This is a genomic window from Vibrio sp. SG41-7 (genome assembly GCF_014164465.1).
In the GTDB taxonomy this organism is placed as follows: Bacteria; Pseudomonadota; Gammaproteobacteria; order Enterobacterales; family Vibrionaceae; genus Vibrio; species Vibrio splendidus.
In genome coordinates, this window is record NZ_JACJFF010000002.1 from 54,828 (window position 1) to 71,263 (window position 16,436).

15 protein-coding genes and 1 other RNA gene are annotated in these 16,436 nt (G+C 46.2%); 12 read left to right on the forward strand and 4 right to left on the reverse strand.

Going from position 1 to position 16,436, the window contains the following annotated elements; translation table 11 throughout:
• The first annotated feature begins 2 nt into the window (after positions 1 to 2).
• Positions 3 to 497, forward strand: a complete 495-nt coding sequence (sspB, locus tag H5300_RS00885) for a ClpXP protease specificity-enhancing factor (protein WP_017087501.1) — start codon at positions 3 to 5, stop codon at positions 495 to 497.
• A gap of 91 nt (positions 498 to 588) precedes the next feature.
• Here sspB and H5300_RS00890 read toward each other — a convergent pair whose 3' ends face one another.
• From H5300_RS00890 to H5300_RS00905, 4 genes are read right to left on the reverse strand one after another with little or no spacing between them, the layout of a single operon-like run.
• Positions 589 to 1,194: a BON domain-containing protein gene (locus H5300_RS00890; protein WP_017077676.1), complete on the reverse strand. Its 606-nt coding sequence runs from the start codon at positions 1,192 to 1,194 to the stop codon at positions 589 to 591.
• A 16-nt stretch (positions 1,195 to 1,210) separates the two neighbouring features.
• Positions 1,211 to 1,801, reverse strand: coding sequence for a phosphoheptose isomerase (locus H5300_RS00895; RefSeq protein WP_004729817.1), 591 nt, complete (start codon positions 1,799 to 1,801; stop codon positions 1,211 to 1,213).
• A 29-nt stretch (positions 1,802 to 1,830) separates the two neighbouring features.
• Positions 1,831 to 2,202, reverse strand: a complete 372-nt coding sequence (locus tag H5300_RS00900; protein ID WP_182795268.1) for a YraN family protein — start codon at positions 2,200 to 2,202, stop codon at positions 1,831 to 1,833.
• Entirely contained in the window at positions 2,189 to 4,006 is a 1,818-nt protein-coding gene (locus tag H5300_RS00905; RefSeq protein WP_017077678.1) for a penicillin-binding protein activator, read from the reverse strand. The genes H5300_RS00900 and H5300_RS00905 overlap by 14 nt, the downstream gene beginning before the upstream one ends.
• 61 nt (positions 4,007 to 4,067) lie before the next feature.
• On the opposite strand from H5300_RS00905, the gene rsmI reads away from it, so the two are divergent.
• The 11 genes from rsmI to murG all read left to right on the forward strand — a co-directional run bounded on the left by rsmI (position 4,068) and on the right by murG (position 16,427).
• Positions 4,068 to 4,934, forward strand: coding sequence for a 16S rRNA (cytidine(1402)-2'-O)-methyltransferase (gene rsmI, locus H5300_RS00910; protein ID WP_004735998.1), 867 nt, complete (start codon positions 4,068 to 4,070; stop codon positions 4,932 to 4,934).
• Between the two features lie 177 nt (positions 4,935 to 5,111).
• Positions 5,112 to 5,551, forward strand: an RNA gene (gene rnpB / locus H5300_RS00915) — RNase P RNA component class A.
• Positions 5,552 to 5,779: 228 nt separating this feature from the next.
• Complete coding sequence (gene rsmH / locus H5300_RS00920; RefSeq protein WP_004735996.1) at positions 5,780 to 6,730, forward strand: 16S rRNA (cytosine(1402)-N(4))-methyltransferase RsmH; 951 nt, start codon at positions 5,780 to 5,782, stop codon at positions 6,728 to 6,730.
• Between the two features lie 3 nt (positions 6,731 to 6,733).
• Entirely contained in the window at positions 6,734 to 7,051 is a 318-nt protein-coding gene (gene ftsL / locus H5300_RS00925) for a cell division protein FtsL (RefSeq protein ID WP_004735995.1), read from the forward strand.
• Positions 7,048 to 8,805 (forward strand): penicillin-binding transpeptidase domain-containing protein, encoded by a 1,758-nt coding sequence (locus H5300_RS00930; RefSeq protein ID WP_182795257.1) that lies wholly within the window; start codon positions 7,048 to 7,050, stop codon positions 8,803 to 8,805. The genes ftsL and H5300_RS00930 overlap by 4 nt, the downstream gene beginning before the upstream one ends.
• Positions 8,806 to 8,823: 18 nt before the next feature.
• Positions 8,824 to 10,308: a UDP-N-acetylmuramoyl-L-alanyl-D-glutamate--2,6-diaminopimelate ligase gene (murE, locus tag H5300_RS00935; protein WP_182795258.1), complete on the forward strand. Its 1,485-nt coding sequence runs from the start codon at positions 8,824 to 8,826 to the stop codon at positions 10,306 to 10,308.
• Positions 10,308 to 11,681, forward strand: coding sequence for a UDP-N-acetylmuramoyl-tripeptide--D-alanyl-D-alanine ligase (gene murF / locus H5300_RS00940; RefSeq protein ID WP_102453228.1), 1,374 nt, complete (start codon positions 10,308 to 10,310; stop codon positions 11,679 to 11,681). The genes murE and murF overlap by 1 nt, the downstream gene beginning before the upstream one ends.
• On the forward strand, positions 11,678 to 12,760 hold the full coding sequence (gene mraY, locus H5300_RS00945; RefSeq protein WP_004735991.1) for a phospho-N-acetylmuramoyl-pentapeptide-transferase: 1,083 nt from the start codon (positions 11,678 to 11,680) through the stop codon (positions 12,758 to 12,760). The genes murF and mraY overlap by 4 nt, the downstream gene beginning before the upstream one ends.
• 57 nt (positions 12,761 to 12,817) lie before the next feature.
• Positions 12,818 to 14,134, forward strand: coding sequence for a UDP-N-acetylmuramoyl-L-alanine--D-glutamate ligase (gene murD / locus H5300_RS00950; protein WP_182795259.1), 1,317 nt, complete (start codon positions 12,818 to 12,820; stop codon positions 14,132 to 14,134).
• A 22-nt stretch (positions 14,135 to 14,156) separates the two neighbouring features.
• Positions 14,157 to 15,353, forward strand: a complete 1,197-nt coding sequence (ftsW, locus tag H5300_RS00955) for a cell division protein FtsW (RefSeq protein WP_182795260.1) — start codon at positions 14,157 to 14,159, stop codon at positions 15,351 to 15,353.
• A 12-nt stretch (positions 15,354 to 15,365) separates the two neighbouring features.
• On the forward strand, positions 15,366 to 16,427 hold the full coding sequence (murG, locus tag H5300_RS00960) for an undecaprenyldiphospho-muramoylpentapeptide beta-N-acetylglucosaminyltransferase (RefSeq protein WP_004735988.1): 1,062 nt from the start codon (positions 15,366 to 15,368) through the stop codon (positions 16,425 to 16,427).
• Positions 16,428 to 16,436: the final 9 nt, after the last annotated feature.

Here is a 16,436-nt window from a genome sequence, read left to right on the forward strand (position 1 = left end):
TTATGGATATTTCAAATATGACTCCACGCCGACCATATATGCTTCGTGCATTTTATGAATGGCTGGTTGATAACGAATTAACTCCACACCTTGTTGTTGAAGCAACATTACCGGGTGTAAGAGTTCCAGAAGAGTTTGTTCAAGATGGTCAGATCATTCTGAACATCGCGCCTCGTGCGGTTGGACAACTTGAACTGGGTAACGAAGCTGTGACGTTTAGTGCTCGCTTTAGTGGTCGTCCACACTCTGTGATCGTGCCGCTTTACGCAGTACAAGCGATTTATGCTCGTGAGAATGGTGCTGGTACCATGTTTGAACCTGAAGAGGCTTACATGGAATCTTTTGAAGAAGGGATTGAAGAAAGTCCTTTTGAAGAACAAGAGAAAGGCCCATCTTTGAGCGTAGCAACGGCAGACGTAGATGCTGAAGAGCCTGACTCAGATCCTGAGCCTCCTCGTCCAGCAAAAGGTCGCCCAAGCCTTCGTGTTATCAAATAACGTTAGCTAAATAACGACTCAAATAAAAAAGCAGCGACTCGTCGCTGCTTTTTCTTTTCTGCTAAATAGCATTTAATTGGCTTGCTTAAGGCTAGTTAACGGCCGTCTCTTCTTCGCCATATTCAAACGCTCGAATCACCTGCTTTACGCCTGAAACATTACGCGCAACTTCTGTCGCGATATCAGCATGCTCTCGAGATACTAACCCAAGTAAAAACACCTCTGAATCTTCAGTGATGACTTTAACCTTGATGCCGTTGAGATCAGCGTTTGCTAGAAGGGCTGATTTCACCTTGGTAGTAATCCAGCTGTCGTTACTAATAGCACTGATGGTCAATGGCTCTTTTACTCGCACCTGATTATGGATGCTTTCTACGCCTGCCACTTCTTTGGCTTGGTTTTCAAACGCGCGACGCTCTGAATCAGTGGTCGCTTGCCCCATCAATACAACCGAACCTCGGTAAGAGCTCGCTGTGATACGAACGTTACCACGATATGGCTGTTTGTTGGTGATGGCTGCGACTTCAAATTCGATATTGTTATCGTTCCAGATTTGCTTGGTGGTTCGTGTGTCAGTGACTAAGTTCGCTGTGGTTGCAGCACCAGCAATGAAAATGCCAGCACAACCAGACAGGGACAGTGTAAGTAGCGAAACACTAATCAGCTTAAACAGCTTCATAGAGGTTAATGATTTCATTGTGATGCTCCGTATATCACTCTTCGTGAGCAGGGAAGAGTACTTGATCGATTAGGTCACATAGGCAATGCAGTGTCACCATGTGCACTTCATGAATGCGTGCTGTACGGTGTGAAGGGATACGAATTTCTACATCGTGTTCGCCCAATAAGCCTGCCATTTCACCACCATCTTTACCCGTAAAGGCGATGATCGTCATGTCACGTGTTACCGCTGCTTCCATCGCTTTGATGATGTTTTTGCTGTTACCGCTAGTAGAGATAGCCAGTAAAATATCGCCAGTTTGACCAAACGCACGTACCTGCTTAGAGAAGATCTCTTCGTAGTGATAGTCGTTGGCTACTGCCGTTAGCGTGGTGTTGTCTGCTGTGAGAGCCATTGCTGGGAGGCTAGGGCGCTCGGTTTCAAAGCGATTAAGTAGGCACGATACAAATTGCTGAGCATTCGACGCCGAACCACCATTACCACAACAAAGAATTTTGTTTCCGTTAAGCAAGGTCGCAACCATTGCTTGAGCGGCATGCGTAATTGCGTCTGGCAGTGCTTCTGCAGCCGCAATTTGGATCTGAATACTTTCTGTAAAACTTTCTTTAATGCTGTCTAGCATGTTTATCCTTGGGTAATCGCGTTTTGAATCTAGTCGATATTGTCATTCGGCCCTTCTATGGCAACGATATCAAACCTGAAATCTGTAGAGTGCACCGACAAGCCTTGCTGCATAAGCCAAACATTGGCTGTTTTGAGCAGCTTCTGTGACTTCTTTGCTGTCACCATTTCGGCGGCATGTCCGTAGCGGGTTTGCTTGCGGTATTTTACCTCAGCAAACACAATCGTATTGTTATGGCGCATTATAAGATCAATCTCGCCACATTTAGCTATGAAGTTTTCTTGAATTAACGATAATCCGTGGCCAACTAAATAATTTTTAGCCACGGTCTCGTATTTATCACCCACTTGTTTGTGGGTGATTGTTGGTTTGGACAGGAACTTTCGGCTAAAAAGCCCCATGCTCTGCCCAGCTGATTTCACGTTGAACAACACAGTTGTTGTCGATGGTTAACACGCCGGTTTCACCTGGAATGCTGTAACCCTGTACGGCTTTCATCTGTGGCAATGCATCCATTAGGTAGTAGGCATCCATCCCTAGTGCTTGCAGACGTTTTTGGCCGTTTGAATGTGCAGGCCATAGGTCGTTTAGCTCTTTGTTAAGCTCGTTCTTGCTCTCAACCAATAGTGGGATGTCACTGTAGAACACACCCGTTAGATCTTCGTACTGCTTGTCACCGCTGTTGCTGCGTGAGTTTGAGAACAAGGCTGGTTGGTCAGCATCTGGGTTAATCGCGACTTCAATGAAAGGCTTAATCAACGTAAGCTCTGAGTTCTTCGCCACAATGTAAACAGAGTCGATATCACGACGGCTGCGCGGTTCAGTTTCTAGGTCTAGGTTAAGTAGCCCGTCCATTTGAGCAATACGTTGTTGGCTCTCTTGTAAGCCGAATACCTGATTCACATTACGCTGAAGTTGGCGCTTGTCAGAGAATAAGGTAATCGCGACTTCGTTGTTGCTGTATTTTTTCCACTCTTTCTCAAACGCTTGCTTAACGCGGTCACCTAAACGCCCTTTTGGCGCCAGAATAAGCGGGTACTTGTAGCCTTGAGCAAAAAGGTGTTTCGCTGCCTGAGCGACTTCTTGCTCTGGCGATAGAGCGAGATAGCAAATATTGGTATCAGGTTCTAGCTGCGTCGGAATATTTAGAGCTAAAGCTGGAATCGAATTTTCGTGGTTTTTCTGCGCTTGCTGAAGCTTGGTAATATTGCTCTTAATCAGCGGGCCAACGATGAAATCTACATTGTTCTCTTCCAGTGTCGCTTTAATTTCAGCAGCACTTTGTACGTTGGTGTCCATAACTGTTAGCGTTGCGTTTTCTTCGCGCTCTTTGTCATTCATCATCGCAAAGATGAAACCATCACGCACAAGCTGTGCTTGCTTGCCGTACTTACCCGTGAGCGGCAGTAATAGCGCAGTGCTGGTTGGTTTGCTTATCTCTAGCGCCAATATGTCAGTGATCGCCTGAGGTGTGTATGTTGCTGCAGGATGACGAGGGTTCTCAGCCAGCCAATCAGACAGGGTTTTCTGTAGGTCTGGAAGGTTAGAGTTCAGCGTCTTCATATAAATAGCCAGCTGTAACCAACCTGCTAGAACGTCTTCTGTCGGAGAAGTCTTAAGTTCTAGAATCTCATATTGAGAGTAGCTATTCAGGTTCTGCCAAATACGGTCGGCAGTTATCTGTTGGCTTTCGTCATCAGCGTCTACGTATTCTGAATAAAGGACTAACTCACGGCTTGCTTCGAAATACTCGCTTTGCATTTCAGAAATGTTAGCGCGTAGCTCGTGATAATCTTTCCACTGCTCGTTCGGAAGCTTCCACCAAGGCTGAAAGTTCAGCTGGCTGTACGCTTGTTGTGGTTGCGAGTTATTCACCAGCAGTTGAGCGCGAGCTAATTGCCATTCTGCTTGTTGAACTTCACTCAGCTCTTGTTTGGCTAAGCGCTTGATAAGCAGAGTCGCTTGATCGGTTTTTCCAGCTTGCACAGAAGCCTTAAGCGCCATGATTAACCAGTCGTTTTGTAGACTTCCTTTGCTACTATCCGCCTGCATCATGTAACTTTCAGTTGATTGCGCTGGATCTAGTGTAATATCAACGCTCGTTGGCGCTTGAGGACCTGAAGAACAAGCCGCCAATGTAATTGCTAATGCAATTGGAGTTAGTAAGCGTGGTACACTGAGTCTCTTATGGTTCATCGTTGCCATGAGTTCTTTAAATTCCGTATAAATTTGTATCTATATTAATCGTTGAAGTGATGGTAAACAAATGACAGATAACAAAACCTTGCTCACAGAGAGCCCAACTCTCTACATTGTGCCAACCCCAATCGGAAATTTGGGAGATATCACTCAAAGAGCAATTGAAATTTTATCAAGTGTCGATGTTATTGCAGCCGAAGACACACGCCACACGGGTAAGCTGCTTGCTCACTTCAATATATCAACCAGAACGTTCGCTTTACATGATCACAATGAACAAACTAAAGCGCAAGTTCTAGTCGAAAGGTTATTAGAAGGTCAGTCTATCGCATTAGTCTCTGATGCGGGTACTCCTTTAATCAGTGATCCAGGTTACCATCTTGTCTCACAATGTCGTCAAGCGGGTGTGAGAGTTGTGCCACTTCCTGGTGCTTGTGCTGTGATTACCGCACTCAGTGCGTCAGGTTTGCCGTCAGATCGTTTCAGCTTTGAAGGCTTCTTACCGCCAAAGAGTAAGGGTCGCAAAGACAAGTTCTTAGAGATTGCAAAAGCAGAGCGCACATGTATTTTCTACGAATCACCGCACCGTATTACGGATTCTCTGCAGGACATGCTAGAAATCTTAGGACCAGACCGTGAGGTCGTGTTGGCTCGTGAGCTAACCAAGACATTCGAAACCATTCAAGGATTACCATTAGGTGAGTTGATTGAATGGATAGAAGAAGACTCGAACCGCAAACGTGGTGAGATGGTGTTGCTGATCCATGGTCACCGTGAAGAAGCGAGCACCGATCTGCCAGACGAAGCAACTCGCACACTCGGCATTCTAACCAAAGAGCTACCCCTTAAAAAAGCGGCGGCGATGACAGCAGAAATCTACAATCTGAAAAAGAACGCTTTATACAAATGGGGTTTAGAGCATCTAGACAACTAGATACCTCTTTATAGAGTAGATAACCTTTATTGAAAAAGCTTCTGAGGAATGATGGTATTACCGTTATTCCTCTTTTTTTGTCTAGATTGTGTAAAAATTATGCATTCGATTAGAGGTTTGCAGCATATTTGTGATCTCGCTAGACACTGCTCACTAATCTCTATACAATCCGCCCTCGGAGTTGAACGGGTAATCGCTGCTTTGCTGATGTCCTTCGGGAGACTGACGTTGAGGTCCTTCGGGAAACTGACGTTGAAGTCCTTCGGGAGACTGGTAGAGGGGAGGAACGTCCGGGCTCCATAGAGCAGGGTGCCAGATAACGTCTGGGGGGCGCGAGCCCACGACAAGTGCAGCAGAGAGAAGACCGCCGATGGCCTCATTTCTTCGGAAGAGGCACAGGTAAGGCTGAAAGGGTGCGGTAAGAGCGCACCGTGCGACTGGCAACAGTTCGTAGCAAGGTAAACTCCACCCGGAGCAAGATCAAATAGGCCCTCGCATTGCGCTGCTCGCGTATGGGGGCGGGTAGATTGCTTGAGCCTGTGAGCGATTGCAGGCCTAGACGAATGGTTACCGCCGCGCAAGCGGAACAGAACCCGGCGTATGTGTCAACTCCACCTATATAAAGAACCCATCATTACTTAACGGTAGTGATGGGTTTTTTGCTTTATATTGACGTAAATGATTTAGATTTCCTTAGAATCCTTCACCCTGATATGAGCTTGGGTCAAAAATTCCCAAAGCCTATACACAATATGGTGGAGATACGGCGTGAAATCAGTACACTAAAACGTTAATAGAACAAATTATTGCCGAACTAATGGCTCAATCCACTCACTGAGAAGACTATGACAGAAGCATTCAAACATATTTCAGTATTGCTTAACGAATCTATTGACGGACTTGCGATCAAACCTGACGGTACCTACATTGATGGTACTTTTGGCCGTGGTGGTCACAGCCGTACAATCCTGTCTAAACTGGGCGAGAATGGACGACTCTTTAGTATCGACCGTGATCCACAAGCGATTGCTGAAGCTCAGAAGATTGATGATCCTCGTTTTACGATTATCCATGGTCCATTTTCGGGTATGGCTGAATATGCAGAGCGTTATGACTTAGTCGGTCAAGTGGATGGCGTATTGCTGGATTTAGGTGTTTCTTCACCACAGTTGGATGATGCTGAACGTGGCTTTAGCTTTATGAAAGATGGTCCGCTGGATATGCGCATGGACCCAACAACAGGTGTTCCTGTCTCTCAGTGGTTAGTTGAAGCGGATCTTGATGACATTACATGGGTTATTCGTGAGTTCGGTGAAGACAAACACGCTCGTCGTATCGCGAAAGGCATCATCGCTTATCAAGAGAATGAAGAGAACGAACCGCTAACGCGTACTGGTCAACTGGCTAAGCTTATCTCTGACGTCGCTCCAAAGAGCTTCAAAGAGAAAAAGCACCCAGCGACACGTGCTTTCCAAGCATTCCGTATCTACATCAACAGCGAACTTGAAGAGATCGATACCGCACTGAAAGGCGCAGCAAGCATTCTTGCTCCTCAAGGTCGTATTTCTGTTATCAGCTTCCACTCGCTTGAAGACCGCATGGTGAAGCGCTTTATCCGTAAAGAGAGCCAAGGGCCACAAGTTCCTCACGGTTTACCGCTAACAGAAGATCAAATTAAAGCTTTAGGCAGTGCCGATCTAAAACCAATTGGTAAAGCGATCAAGCCTTCTAAAGATGAAGTGGATGAGAATACTCGTTCACGTAGCTCAGTACTACGAATCGCAGAAAAGCTATAGTCAATGAAGACCTCCAAGCCTAACTTAGCCAAGATAATATTTTTTGATTTGATCTCCGTGGGCAAGGTTCCATTGGTACTTCTTATCTGTATCTTTGCGAGTGCGATGGGGGTCGTTCTTACGACACATAATTCACGTCAGGCGATCACGAAGAAAGACATGGCATTAGTGGAACGAGAACAGCTTGATGATGAGTGGCGAAATTTAATGCTTGAAGAGACGGCTTTGGCTGAACATAGCCGCGTTCAAGCATCGGCAAAACGAGAGCTAGACATGAAACGTCCAGACTCTGACAAAGAAGTTGTGATCACACTGAAATGACCGGTAAAAAGGAAAAAGCACCCGCCAAACCCGTTAAGAAATCAACGAAAGAGCGAGTGAAGAGCGAAAAGGATTCGGATCCAATTCTTATTAAATGGCGTTTCAACGTCGTTATTGCTTTCGTGTTTCTTGCCTTTGCTGCACTCATTGGTCGTGTGGCTTACATCCAAATTATTGAACCAGATAACTTAATCCGTCAGGGCGATCTTCGCTCGGTACGTGTTAAGGCTATTCCTTCCGCCCGTGGCATTATCTCAGACCGCAATGGCGAACCGCTTGCTGTGAGTGTTCCAGTTGAGGCGGTATGGGCCGACCCGAAAACGATTTTCGATAAAAATGGCATGGCCCAGATTGATCGTTGGTATGCGTTAGCTGATGTACTTGGCTTAGAACGACAATCGATGATCGACAAGATCTCTAGCAACAAATCCCGCCGATTTGTTTACCTACAAAGACAAGTTAGCCCAGCGATGGCTAAGTATATTCGTGAACTAAAGCTGGTGGGTGTTGGCCTGAAAGCGGAATCTCGACGTTACTACCCAGCAGGCGAAGTCAGTGCACACCTTATCGGTGTTACTGGCATTGATGGGCACGGTTTGGAAGGCGTTGAACGCAGCTATGACAAATGGCTCACGGGCGAGGCGGGTAAGCGAACGATTCGTAAAGATCGCTATGGACGCGTTGTTGAAAACATTGCTTTAGAAGATCGTGAAGAAGGCAAACCACTCGAATTAACGATCGATCAACGATTACAAGCCATTGCTTATCGCGCTATTAAGCAAGCCGTAGCCGATCACAAGGCGACTTCAGGCTCTGCTGTACTACTCGATGTGAAAACGGGTGCCGTGTTAGCCATGGTTAATGCCCCTTCTTATAATCCGAACAACCGCGCTGACTTACAAAGCTTCAAAATGCGTAACCGCGTGCTCACCGATGCAATGGAACCTGGCTCGACCGTGAAACCTTTTGTGGTTTTGGCGGCGCTGGAGAACGGCACTGCAGACCCAGATATAGTGATTGATACTGGCAATGGCATTATGCAGATCGGTGGTAGTCGCGTACGAGACTCTTCTAAAGTGGGTAAGGCTGACTTAGCGCTGATCCTCAAGAAATCGAGTAACATCGGTGTTGCTAAATTGGCGCTTAACATGCCACTTGAAGCCTTGCTTGGGATGTACAGTTCGGTTGGTCTAGGCGAGATGTCTGGGCTGAATTTGGTTGGTGAAACGAGCGGTATTTTCCCGAATCGCCGTCGTTGGTCAAAGTTTGAAATTGCCACCTTAGCGTTCGGTTATGGCTTGTCTGTTACGCCGATGCAGTTGGCACATGCCTATGCGACGTTAGCTAACAAAGGTTTGTATGAGCCGATTCATATTATTAAGAGTAACGACCAAGATTTTTCTAAGCAAATCATCAAGCGCGAGAACGCTGAACTGGTTTTGAATATGCTAGAAGGGGTGACTCAAAAAGGTGGTACGGCGACAAGAGCTGCCGTTCCGGGTTACCGCGTTGCAGCCAAAACGGGTACCTCTCGTAAGGCTGAAGCTGGCGGCTACAGTGATGAATACATCGCGGTTACCGCAGGCTTTGCTCCAGTTAGTGATCCAAGAGTGGCATTGGTTGTTGTGGTCAATGAGCCTCAAGGCGACCTTTACTATGGTGGTTCAGTCGCAGCCCCCGTCTTTTCTGAAATCATGAAGGGCGCACTGCAAATAATGAACGTCCCTGCTGATGAAAATAAGTTTCAAGAATAGAGTTAATCAGGATTCAATATGAGTAATAGCCTCACGCTGTCATCTTTACTTTCTCCTTGGGGAGACTTTAGTTCACCTGAACTGGAGTCGATTGCTGTTGAGCAATTGGAGCTAGATAGCCGAGCCATCAAGGAAGGTGATATTTTTGTTGCCGTAGTCGGACATGCTGTTGATGGCCGTCGTTTTATCGACAAAGCGGTCGCACTGGGAACTGATGCTGTTATTGCACAGGCCGATGCTGAAAAGCCTCATGGTCTGATTGAATGGTTGGATACTGTCCCTGTTATTTACATTAACAACCTTAACTTGGTGCTATCTGAGTTAGCTGGTCGTGTTTACTCGTCTCAAGCGACTAAGTTGATTGGTGTTACCGGCACCAATGGCAAAACCACCATCACCCAGCTGATTGCTCAATGGCTTGATCTCGTCGGTCAACGCTCAGCAGTAATGGGCACGACAGGTAATGGTTTCTTAGACAATCTAAAAACCGCAGCGAACACCACAGGCAGTGCCATCGAAATACAGCGCACACTGAGTGAGTTAGCTGCAGAAAAAGCTATCTACACGGCAATGGAAATCTCTTCTCACGGTTTGGTGCAAGGTCGAGTAAAGGCTTTGGACTTTGAGGTAGGTGTATTTACTAACTTGAGTCGTGATCATCTTGATTACCACGGCACGATGGAAGAGTACGCATTGGCTAAGAAGAGCCTGTTTACTCAACACAAATGCAAGCACGCAGTCATTAATGTGGATGACGAAGTGGGTAAAGCTTGGATGTCAGATTTATCCAATGCCATTGCAGTTTCACTATCACCGTTAACGGGCTATCAACAATCGGTATGGGCATCTGATGTCGCTTATGCAGAAACCGGTATTCAGCTCTCTTTCGATGGTAACTGGGGGCAGGGGCAACTGTCTGTTCCTTTAATTGGTCAGTTCAACGCATCAAATGTATTGGTTGCTTTTGCGACTTTGCTTTCTTTGGGTATCGAAAAGCAAACCTTGGTCGACACTGCGCCTCAGCTTCAACCTGTGATTGGCCGTATGGAGCTTTTCCAAGTTCCGAGCAAAGCCAAGGTGGTTGTCGATTACGCTCATACACCCGATGCGCTAGAGAAAGCATTGGCAGCACTGCGCGTGCATTGCTCCGGTAAACTGTGGGCAATCTTTGGTTGTGGTGGAGATCGCGACACTGGTAAGCGCCCAATGATGGCTGCGACCGCAGAGCAGTTCTCCGATAAAATCATTATTTCAGATGATAACCCTCGCAGCGAAGAACCGGCACTGATTGTCAAAGACATGCTGGCTGGCTTAAGTAAACCTAAAGCTGCGTTTGTCGAACACGATCGCTATCAAGCCGTTAAGTTTGCGCTTGAGCAGGCAGGCAGCGATGACATTATTCTTCTGGCTGGTAAAGGCCATGAGGATTATCAAGTATTGAAAGACAAAACGGTACATTACTCAGACCGAGAGTCTGCGCTTCAACTTTTAGGTATTTCATAATGATTGATGTATCACTTGAGCAAATCTGCTCCGTGGTCAGTGGTGAGCTGATTAAAGCGGGCAACTCGAACAATAACGTAATCAATGCAGTTTCAACGGATACTCGTACCGTTGAAGAAGGCGCCTTGTTTGTCGCTATCGTTGGAGAGCGTTTCGACGCGCATGACTTTTGCCATCAAGCCGTTGAAGCAAACGCGAGCGCGTTGTTAGTCGAACGAAAACTTGACCTAAATATTACTCAAGTTGTTGTCGAAGACACTAAACTTGCTTTAGGTGAACTAAGTGCTTGGATTCACAAACAATGTGACGTGCCAACGATGGCGATTACAGGCAGCTGTGGCAAAACGACCGTTAAAGAGATGGTGGCGAGCATTTTACAGCAGCGTGGCAAGGTGCTGTTTACGGCGGGTAACTTCAATAATGATATTGGTGTGCCTTTGACCTTGTTACGCAGTGAATCAAGTGATGACTATGCTGTGATCGAATTAGGCGCTAACCATATTGGTGAAATTGCCTACACCACTCAGCTAGTGAAGCCACAAGTTGCCTTAGTTAATAATGTAGCCGCGGCTCATTTAGAAGGCTTTGGTTCGATTGATGGTGTGAAACAAGCGAAAGGTGAAATTTTTCAGGGGCTTGCTGCTGGTGATACTGCTATTGTTAATTTAGAGAGCAACGGTGGTGATTTTTGGAATGAAGTACTTGCGGATAAAGCGGTGCTGACATTTTCTGAAGGTAGTCGTGAAGCCGATTATTTTGCTGAAAATATCGAAATCAACGACCAAGGCGAAGCTTGCTTTGATATGCAAACACCACAAGGTGCTACGGCTGTTGAACTTGGTATTATTGGTCAGCATAACGTGGCGAACGCGTTGGCGGCTGCAGCGTTGAGCATTCAATTTGGCGCAACGCTTGATGAAATAAAAAGTGGTTTAGCGAATCTTATCTCGGTTAAAGGACGAGTTGAGGTTCAACAATTAAGTCAGAATATCAAGCTGATAGATGACAGTTATAACGCCAGCGTACCCGCGATGAAGGCGGCAGCCAAACTGCTGTCGAGCTTCAAAGGTCAACGTTGGTTGATTTTAGGCAATATGGCTGAATTAGGCGACGAAAGTCTTGCACTTCACCGTCAAGTCGGTGAATATGCTGCCCCATTCGCTTTTGAGCATGTACTCACTTACGGTGATGATACCAAGGTGATTAGTGAGGTCTGTAACGGTACCCACTTTGCAACGCATCAAGCGATGATCGCGCACATAGAGCAGCACTTACGCTTGCCAGAAAACGCGTCACATACCTTGTTGGTAAAAGGCGCGAATAGTGCAGGAATGAGTAAAATAGCCGCTGCTTTAAAGGAGAACTTTTCATGATAATTTGGCTTGCAGAGCTACTACAGCCACACCTTTCTTTTTTCCGTTTGTTCGAATACCTATCGTTTCGTGCAATCGCGAGTATTTTGACGGCTTTATGTCTGTCGCTGTGGATGGGACCTCGTTTAATTGAGCGTCTGCAAATGCTACAAATTGGCCAAGTTGTTCGTAATGACGGCCCTGAATCTCACTTTAGCAAACGTGGTACACCAACCATGGGTGGCGTGATGATCCTAGCTGCGATCATTATTACGGTATTGATGTGGGCTGATCTTTCCAATCCTTATGTTTGGGCTGTATTAGTTGTACTTGCTGGTTATGGCGCGGTCGGTTTTGTTGATGACTACCGTAAAGTGGTTCGTAAGAACACCGATGGCTTGATTGCTCGCTGGAAGTACTTCTGGCAATCGGCTATTGCATTGGTTGTGGCATTTGCTCTGTATGCTCACGGGCACGATACTGCAGCAACTCAATTGGTGGTTCCTTTCTTTAAAGATGTGATGCCACAATTAGGTTTATTGTACATCGTACTGACTTATTTTGTTATTGTGGGTACCAGTAACGCGGTGAACCTAACAGACGGCCTAGACGGCTTGGCCATTATGCCAACGGTTATGGTTGCTGCTGGTTTTGCTGTGATTGCTTGGGCAACAGGTAACGTTAACTTTGCAGCATATCTACACATTCCATACATTCCATACACCTCTGAACTGGTTGTGGTATGTACTGCTATCGTCGGTGCCGGACTTGGCTTCCTATGGTTCAACACTTACCCAGCGCAAGTATTCATGGGCGATGTTGGCTCACTAGCGCTTGGTGGTGCACTGGGTGTGATCGCGGTGTTAGTTCGCCAAGAGTTGGTACTGGTTATCATGGGCGGTGTGTTTGTAATGGAGACCTTGTCAGTTATTCTGCAGGTGGGCTCTTACAAATTACGTGGTCAGCGTATTTTCCGCATGGCTCCGATTCACCACCACTATGAACTGAAAGGTTGGCCAGAGCCGCGCGTAATCGTGCGCTTTTGGATCATCTCAATGGTATTAGTACTGGTTGGCCTAGCGACACTGAAAGTTCGTTAATCTTATGTGAGCCTCTGATTAGAGGCTTTTTAAAACTATTAAGAGCATCTCGTTTAAATGGAACGTTGGCAAAATATTCAAAATGTAGTGGTTGTGGGGCTCGGTATTACCGGGCTCTCTGTCGTTAAACATCTCGTAAAATATCAGCCTCATACTCATGTGAAGGTGATTGATACTCGAGAGCTACCACCAGGAAAGGAATCTTTACCTGAATCGGTAGAACTGCATTCTGGAAGTTGGAATAGTCAATGGTTAGCGGAAGCTGATTTGGTGATTGCTAACCCAGGTATCGCCTTAGCGACGCTTGAAATACAAGATGTTATTCAAGCGGGAACTCCGGTTGTTGGCGATATTGAACTGTTTGGCTGGGCGGTAGACAAACCTGTTGTGGCTATCACAGGTTCCAATGGCAAGAGCACAGTGACCGATCTAACGGGTGTACTTGCACAGGCTGCTGGTCTTAACGTTGGTGTTGGTGGCAACATCGGTATTCCTGCCTTAGACCTTCTTGAGCTTGATGCTGATTTATATGTCCTTGAGCTTTCAAGCTTTCAGCTAGAGACAACATCCAGTCTAAACCTTGCAGCGGCGGCCTTTTTGAACTTGTCAGAAGATCATATGGATCGCTATCAAGGCATGGCCGATTACCGTGACGCCAAATTAAGAATTTTTAACAACGCTCAGTACGCGATTGTAAACCGCGAAGACAAAGAGACTTATCCTGACCACAGTATGCCATTAGTGACATTCGGACTCGACGACCAAGAGTTTGGTGTGGCGACGATTGATGGTACTGAATGGCTGGTGGATAACAGCAAGCCAGTACTTCCTACTCAAGATTTAACATTGGTTGGACGTCACAATGTGGCAAATGCGCTAGTCTCGCTCGCACTGCTTAAACAAGTCGGTATTGATTACAGCAAAAGCCTTGAAGCTCTGAAGGCCTACAACGGTTTAACGCATCGTTGCCAAGTGGTGGCTGATAAGCGTTCTATTAAGTGGGTTAACGACTCGAAAGCAACCAACGTAGCCAGTACATTAGCGGCTCTGTCGGGCTTAGAATATCAAGGCACCTTGTATCTTCTGGTTGGTGGTGTAGGTAAGGGCGCTGATTTTAGTGAGCTTGAACCTGTGTTGTCACAGCTAGAGCGTGTTCAATTGTGTTGCTTCGGTGAAGATGCCGCGCAATTTATGCCATTGCATCCATCGGCTAAGACGTTTGATACCATGCGTGACATTATCGAGAGTGTCTCGAAGCAGTTAGTTGCCGGTGATATGGTGATGTTGTCTCCAGCGTGTGCGAGCTTCGATCAATTTAATAACTTCATGGCGAGAGGTGATGCGTTCACTGACCTTGCCCATGAGTATGCCTAACGTGTTGAAGGACTAACATTCAGTGCAAAGAGTGAAAGAGATTAATCAATCCATTTGGCAATGGCTAAACCGTGCCACTCCAGAGGCGCTCTACGATCGTCAGTTGGTATGGATTGCTCTTGGACTGATGCTGACCGGATTGGTGATGGTAACGTCTGCTTCGTTCCCAATCAGTGCACGTTTAACTGATCAGCCGTTTCACTTTATGTTCCGCCATGCCATTTTCCTTGTGTTGGCGTTAATCGTATCCAGCGTCATATTGCAAATTCCAATGAAACGTTGGTTTCAATACAGTATGTACTTATTGGGTTTATCCTTCTTTTTGTTGGTTGTGGTATTGGCTGTCGGTAAGTCGGTTAACGGTGCATCGCGCTGGATCCCTCTTGGATTATTTAACTTACAACCCGCTGAAGTCGCTAAGTTGTCGCTGTTTGTCTTTATGGCGGGTTATTTAGTTCGTAAACAAGACGAAGTGAGAAAAACCTTCTTCGGTGGCTTTGGTAAACCGATCATGGTATTCGGTGCTTTTGCTGTGTTACTACTTGGCCAGCCCGATTTAGGTACAGTAGTTGTAATGCTGGTGACCTTGTTCGGAATGTTATTTATCGCAGGAGCCAAGCTTTCACAGTTTATTGCCTTGATGGTGGCGGGTATTGCTGCGGTCGTTGGCTTGATTGTTATAGAACCTTATCGTGTTCGACGTGTTACCTCATTTTGGGAACCGTGGAATGACCCGTTTGGCAGTGGCTACCAGTTAACTCAATCGCTAATGGCATTTGGTCGTGGTGATTGGATGGGGCAAGGCCTTGGAAACTCGGTTCAGAAGTTAGAATATTTACCAGAAGCACATACCGATTTTGTGTTTGCGGTATTGGCTGAAGAGTTGGGTTTTGTTGGCGTGACCTTAGTGCTGATCCTTATTTTTAGTTTGGTGCTTAAAGCCATTTTAATTGGCAAAAAAGCCTTCGAGAGCGACCAGTTATTCAGTGGTTATCTTGCCTTTGGTATTGGTATTTGGTTTGCTTTTCAGACGCTTGTTAACGTAGGTGCTGCATCGGGTATTGTTCCGACCAAAGGTCTAACCCTGCCGCTTATCAGTTACGGTGGTTCAAGCCTTATCGTGATGTCAGTAGCGGTTTCTATGCTGCTGCGTATCGATCACGAATGCCGAATACAACAAAAAGAACAAGCCGACAATCAAAACGAATTAGTAGAATAAGAATCTAACGTGATGAAACAAAACAAAAAACTTTTAGTGATGGCTGGTGGAACTGGCGGTCACGTTTTCCCAGGGTTAGCGGTGGCGAAAAAGCTTCAGCAACAAGGTTGGGAAATTCGCTGGTTAGGAACCGCAGACAGAATGGAAGCGGATTTAGTGCCAAAGCATGGTATTGAGATCGACTTCATTAAGGTGAAAGGCCTGCGTGGTCAAGGCATTAGCAAGCTAATTAAAGCGCCATTCCAGATTATTAATGCCATACTTCAAGCAAGACAGCACATCAAAGCATGGCAACCAGATGTGGTGCTTGGAATGGGTGGTTACGTGAGTGGCCCCGGTGGCATTGCGGCATGGCTATCCGGTATTCCCGTGGTTCTTCATGAACAAAATGCCGTGGCGGGTTTAACCAACCAATGGCTATCTAAAATTGCGAAAAAGGTATTCCAAGCCTTTCCTGGTGCTTTCCCTGCCGCAGAAGTTGTGGGGAACCCAGTACGTGAAGATGTTGTTGGCTTAGCTGAACCCCAGCAACGCATGGCAGAGCGTGACGGTGATATTCGTATCCTAGTTATGGGTGGCAGCCAAGGTGCTAAAATTCTTAACGATACTCTGCCTGTAACATTGGCTCAGTTAGGCGCTGGTTTTACTGTGATGCACCAAGCCGGTAAAAACAATCAACAGCAAGTGATTGAACAATACAAATCACATTCTGTAGATAATGTTCAAGTGACTGAATTTATTGATGATGTGGCGCAAGCTTATGAGTGGGCAGATCTATTAGTGTGTCGCTCAGGTGCATTAACCGTATCAGAAGTGTCTGCAGCCGGTGTGGGTTCTATCTTCGTTCCGTTTATGCATAAAGACAGACAGCAAGCGTTGAATGCCGATCACCTAGTTGAATGTGGCGCAGCGTTAATGATTGAACAGCCTCAATTGACGGCTGATAAGCTAGCGAACACGATTGCTCAGCTTGATAGAAATGAATTAAAAATGATGGCAACAAAAGCTCGTCAAGCAGCCAAGCTTGATGCTGATGTGACCGTCGCTGAAGCGATTAAAGCTTTAGCAAAATAATGAGATTGA

Coding starts and splice junctions, on each gene's coding strand:
- sspB (WP_017087501.1), top strand. CDS start 3: ATGGATATTTCAAATATGACTCCACGCCGACCATATATGCTTCGTGCA.
- H5300_RS00890 (WP_017077676.1), bottom strand. CDS start 1,194: ATGAAATCATTAACCTCTATGAAGCTGTTTAAGCTGATTAGTGTTTCG.
- H5300_RS00895 (WP_004729817.1), bottom strand. CDS start 1,801: ATGCTAGACAGCATTAAAGAAAGTTTTACAGAAAGTATTCAGATCCAA.
- H5300_RS00900 (WP_182795268.1), bottom strand. CDS start 2,202: ATGGGGCTTTTTAGCCGAAAGTTCCTGTCCAAACCAACAATCACCCAC.
- H5300_RS00905 (WP_017077678.1), bottom strand. CDS start 4,006: ATGGCAACGATGAACCATAAGAGACTCAGTGTACCACGCTTACTAACT.
- rsmI (WP_004735998.1), top strand. CDS start 4,068: ATGACAGATAACAAAACCTTGCTCACAGAGAGCCCAACTCTCTACATT.
- rsmH (WP_004735996.1), top strand. CDS start 5,780: ATGACAGAAGCATTCAAACATATTTCAGTATTGCTTAACGAATCTATT.
- ftsL (WP_004735995.1), top strand. CDS start 6,734: ATGAAGACCTCCAAGCCTAACTTAGCCAAGATAATATTTTTTGATTTG.
- H5300_RS00930 (WP_182795257.1), top strand. CDS start 7,048: ATGACCGGTAAAAAGGAAAAAGCACCCGCCAAACCCGTTAAGAAATCA.
- murE (WP_182795258.1), top strand. CDS start 8,824: ATGAGTAATAGCCTCACGCTGTCATCTTTACTTTCTCCTTGGGGAGAC.
- murF (WP_102453228.1), top strand. CDS start 10,308: ATGATTGATGTATCACTTGAGCAAATCTGCTCCGTGGTCAGTGGTGAG.
- mraY (WP_004735991.1), top strand. CDS start 11,678: ATGATAATTTGGCTTGCAGAGCTACTACAGCCACACCTTTCTTTTTTC.
- murD (WP_182795259.1), top strand. CDS start 12,818: ATGGAACGTTGGCAAAATATTCAAAATGTAGTGGTTGTGGGGCTCGGT.
- murG (WP_004735988.1), top strand. CDS start 15,366: ATGAAACAAAACAAAAAACTTTTAGTGATGGCTGGTGGAACTGGCGGT.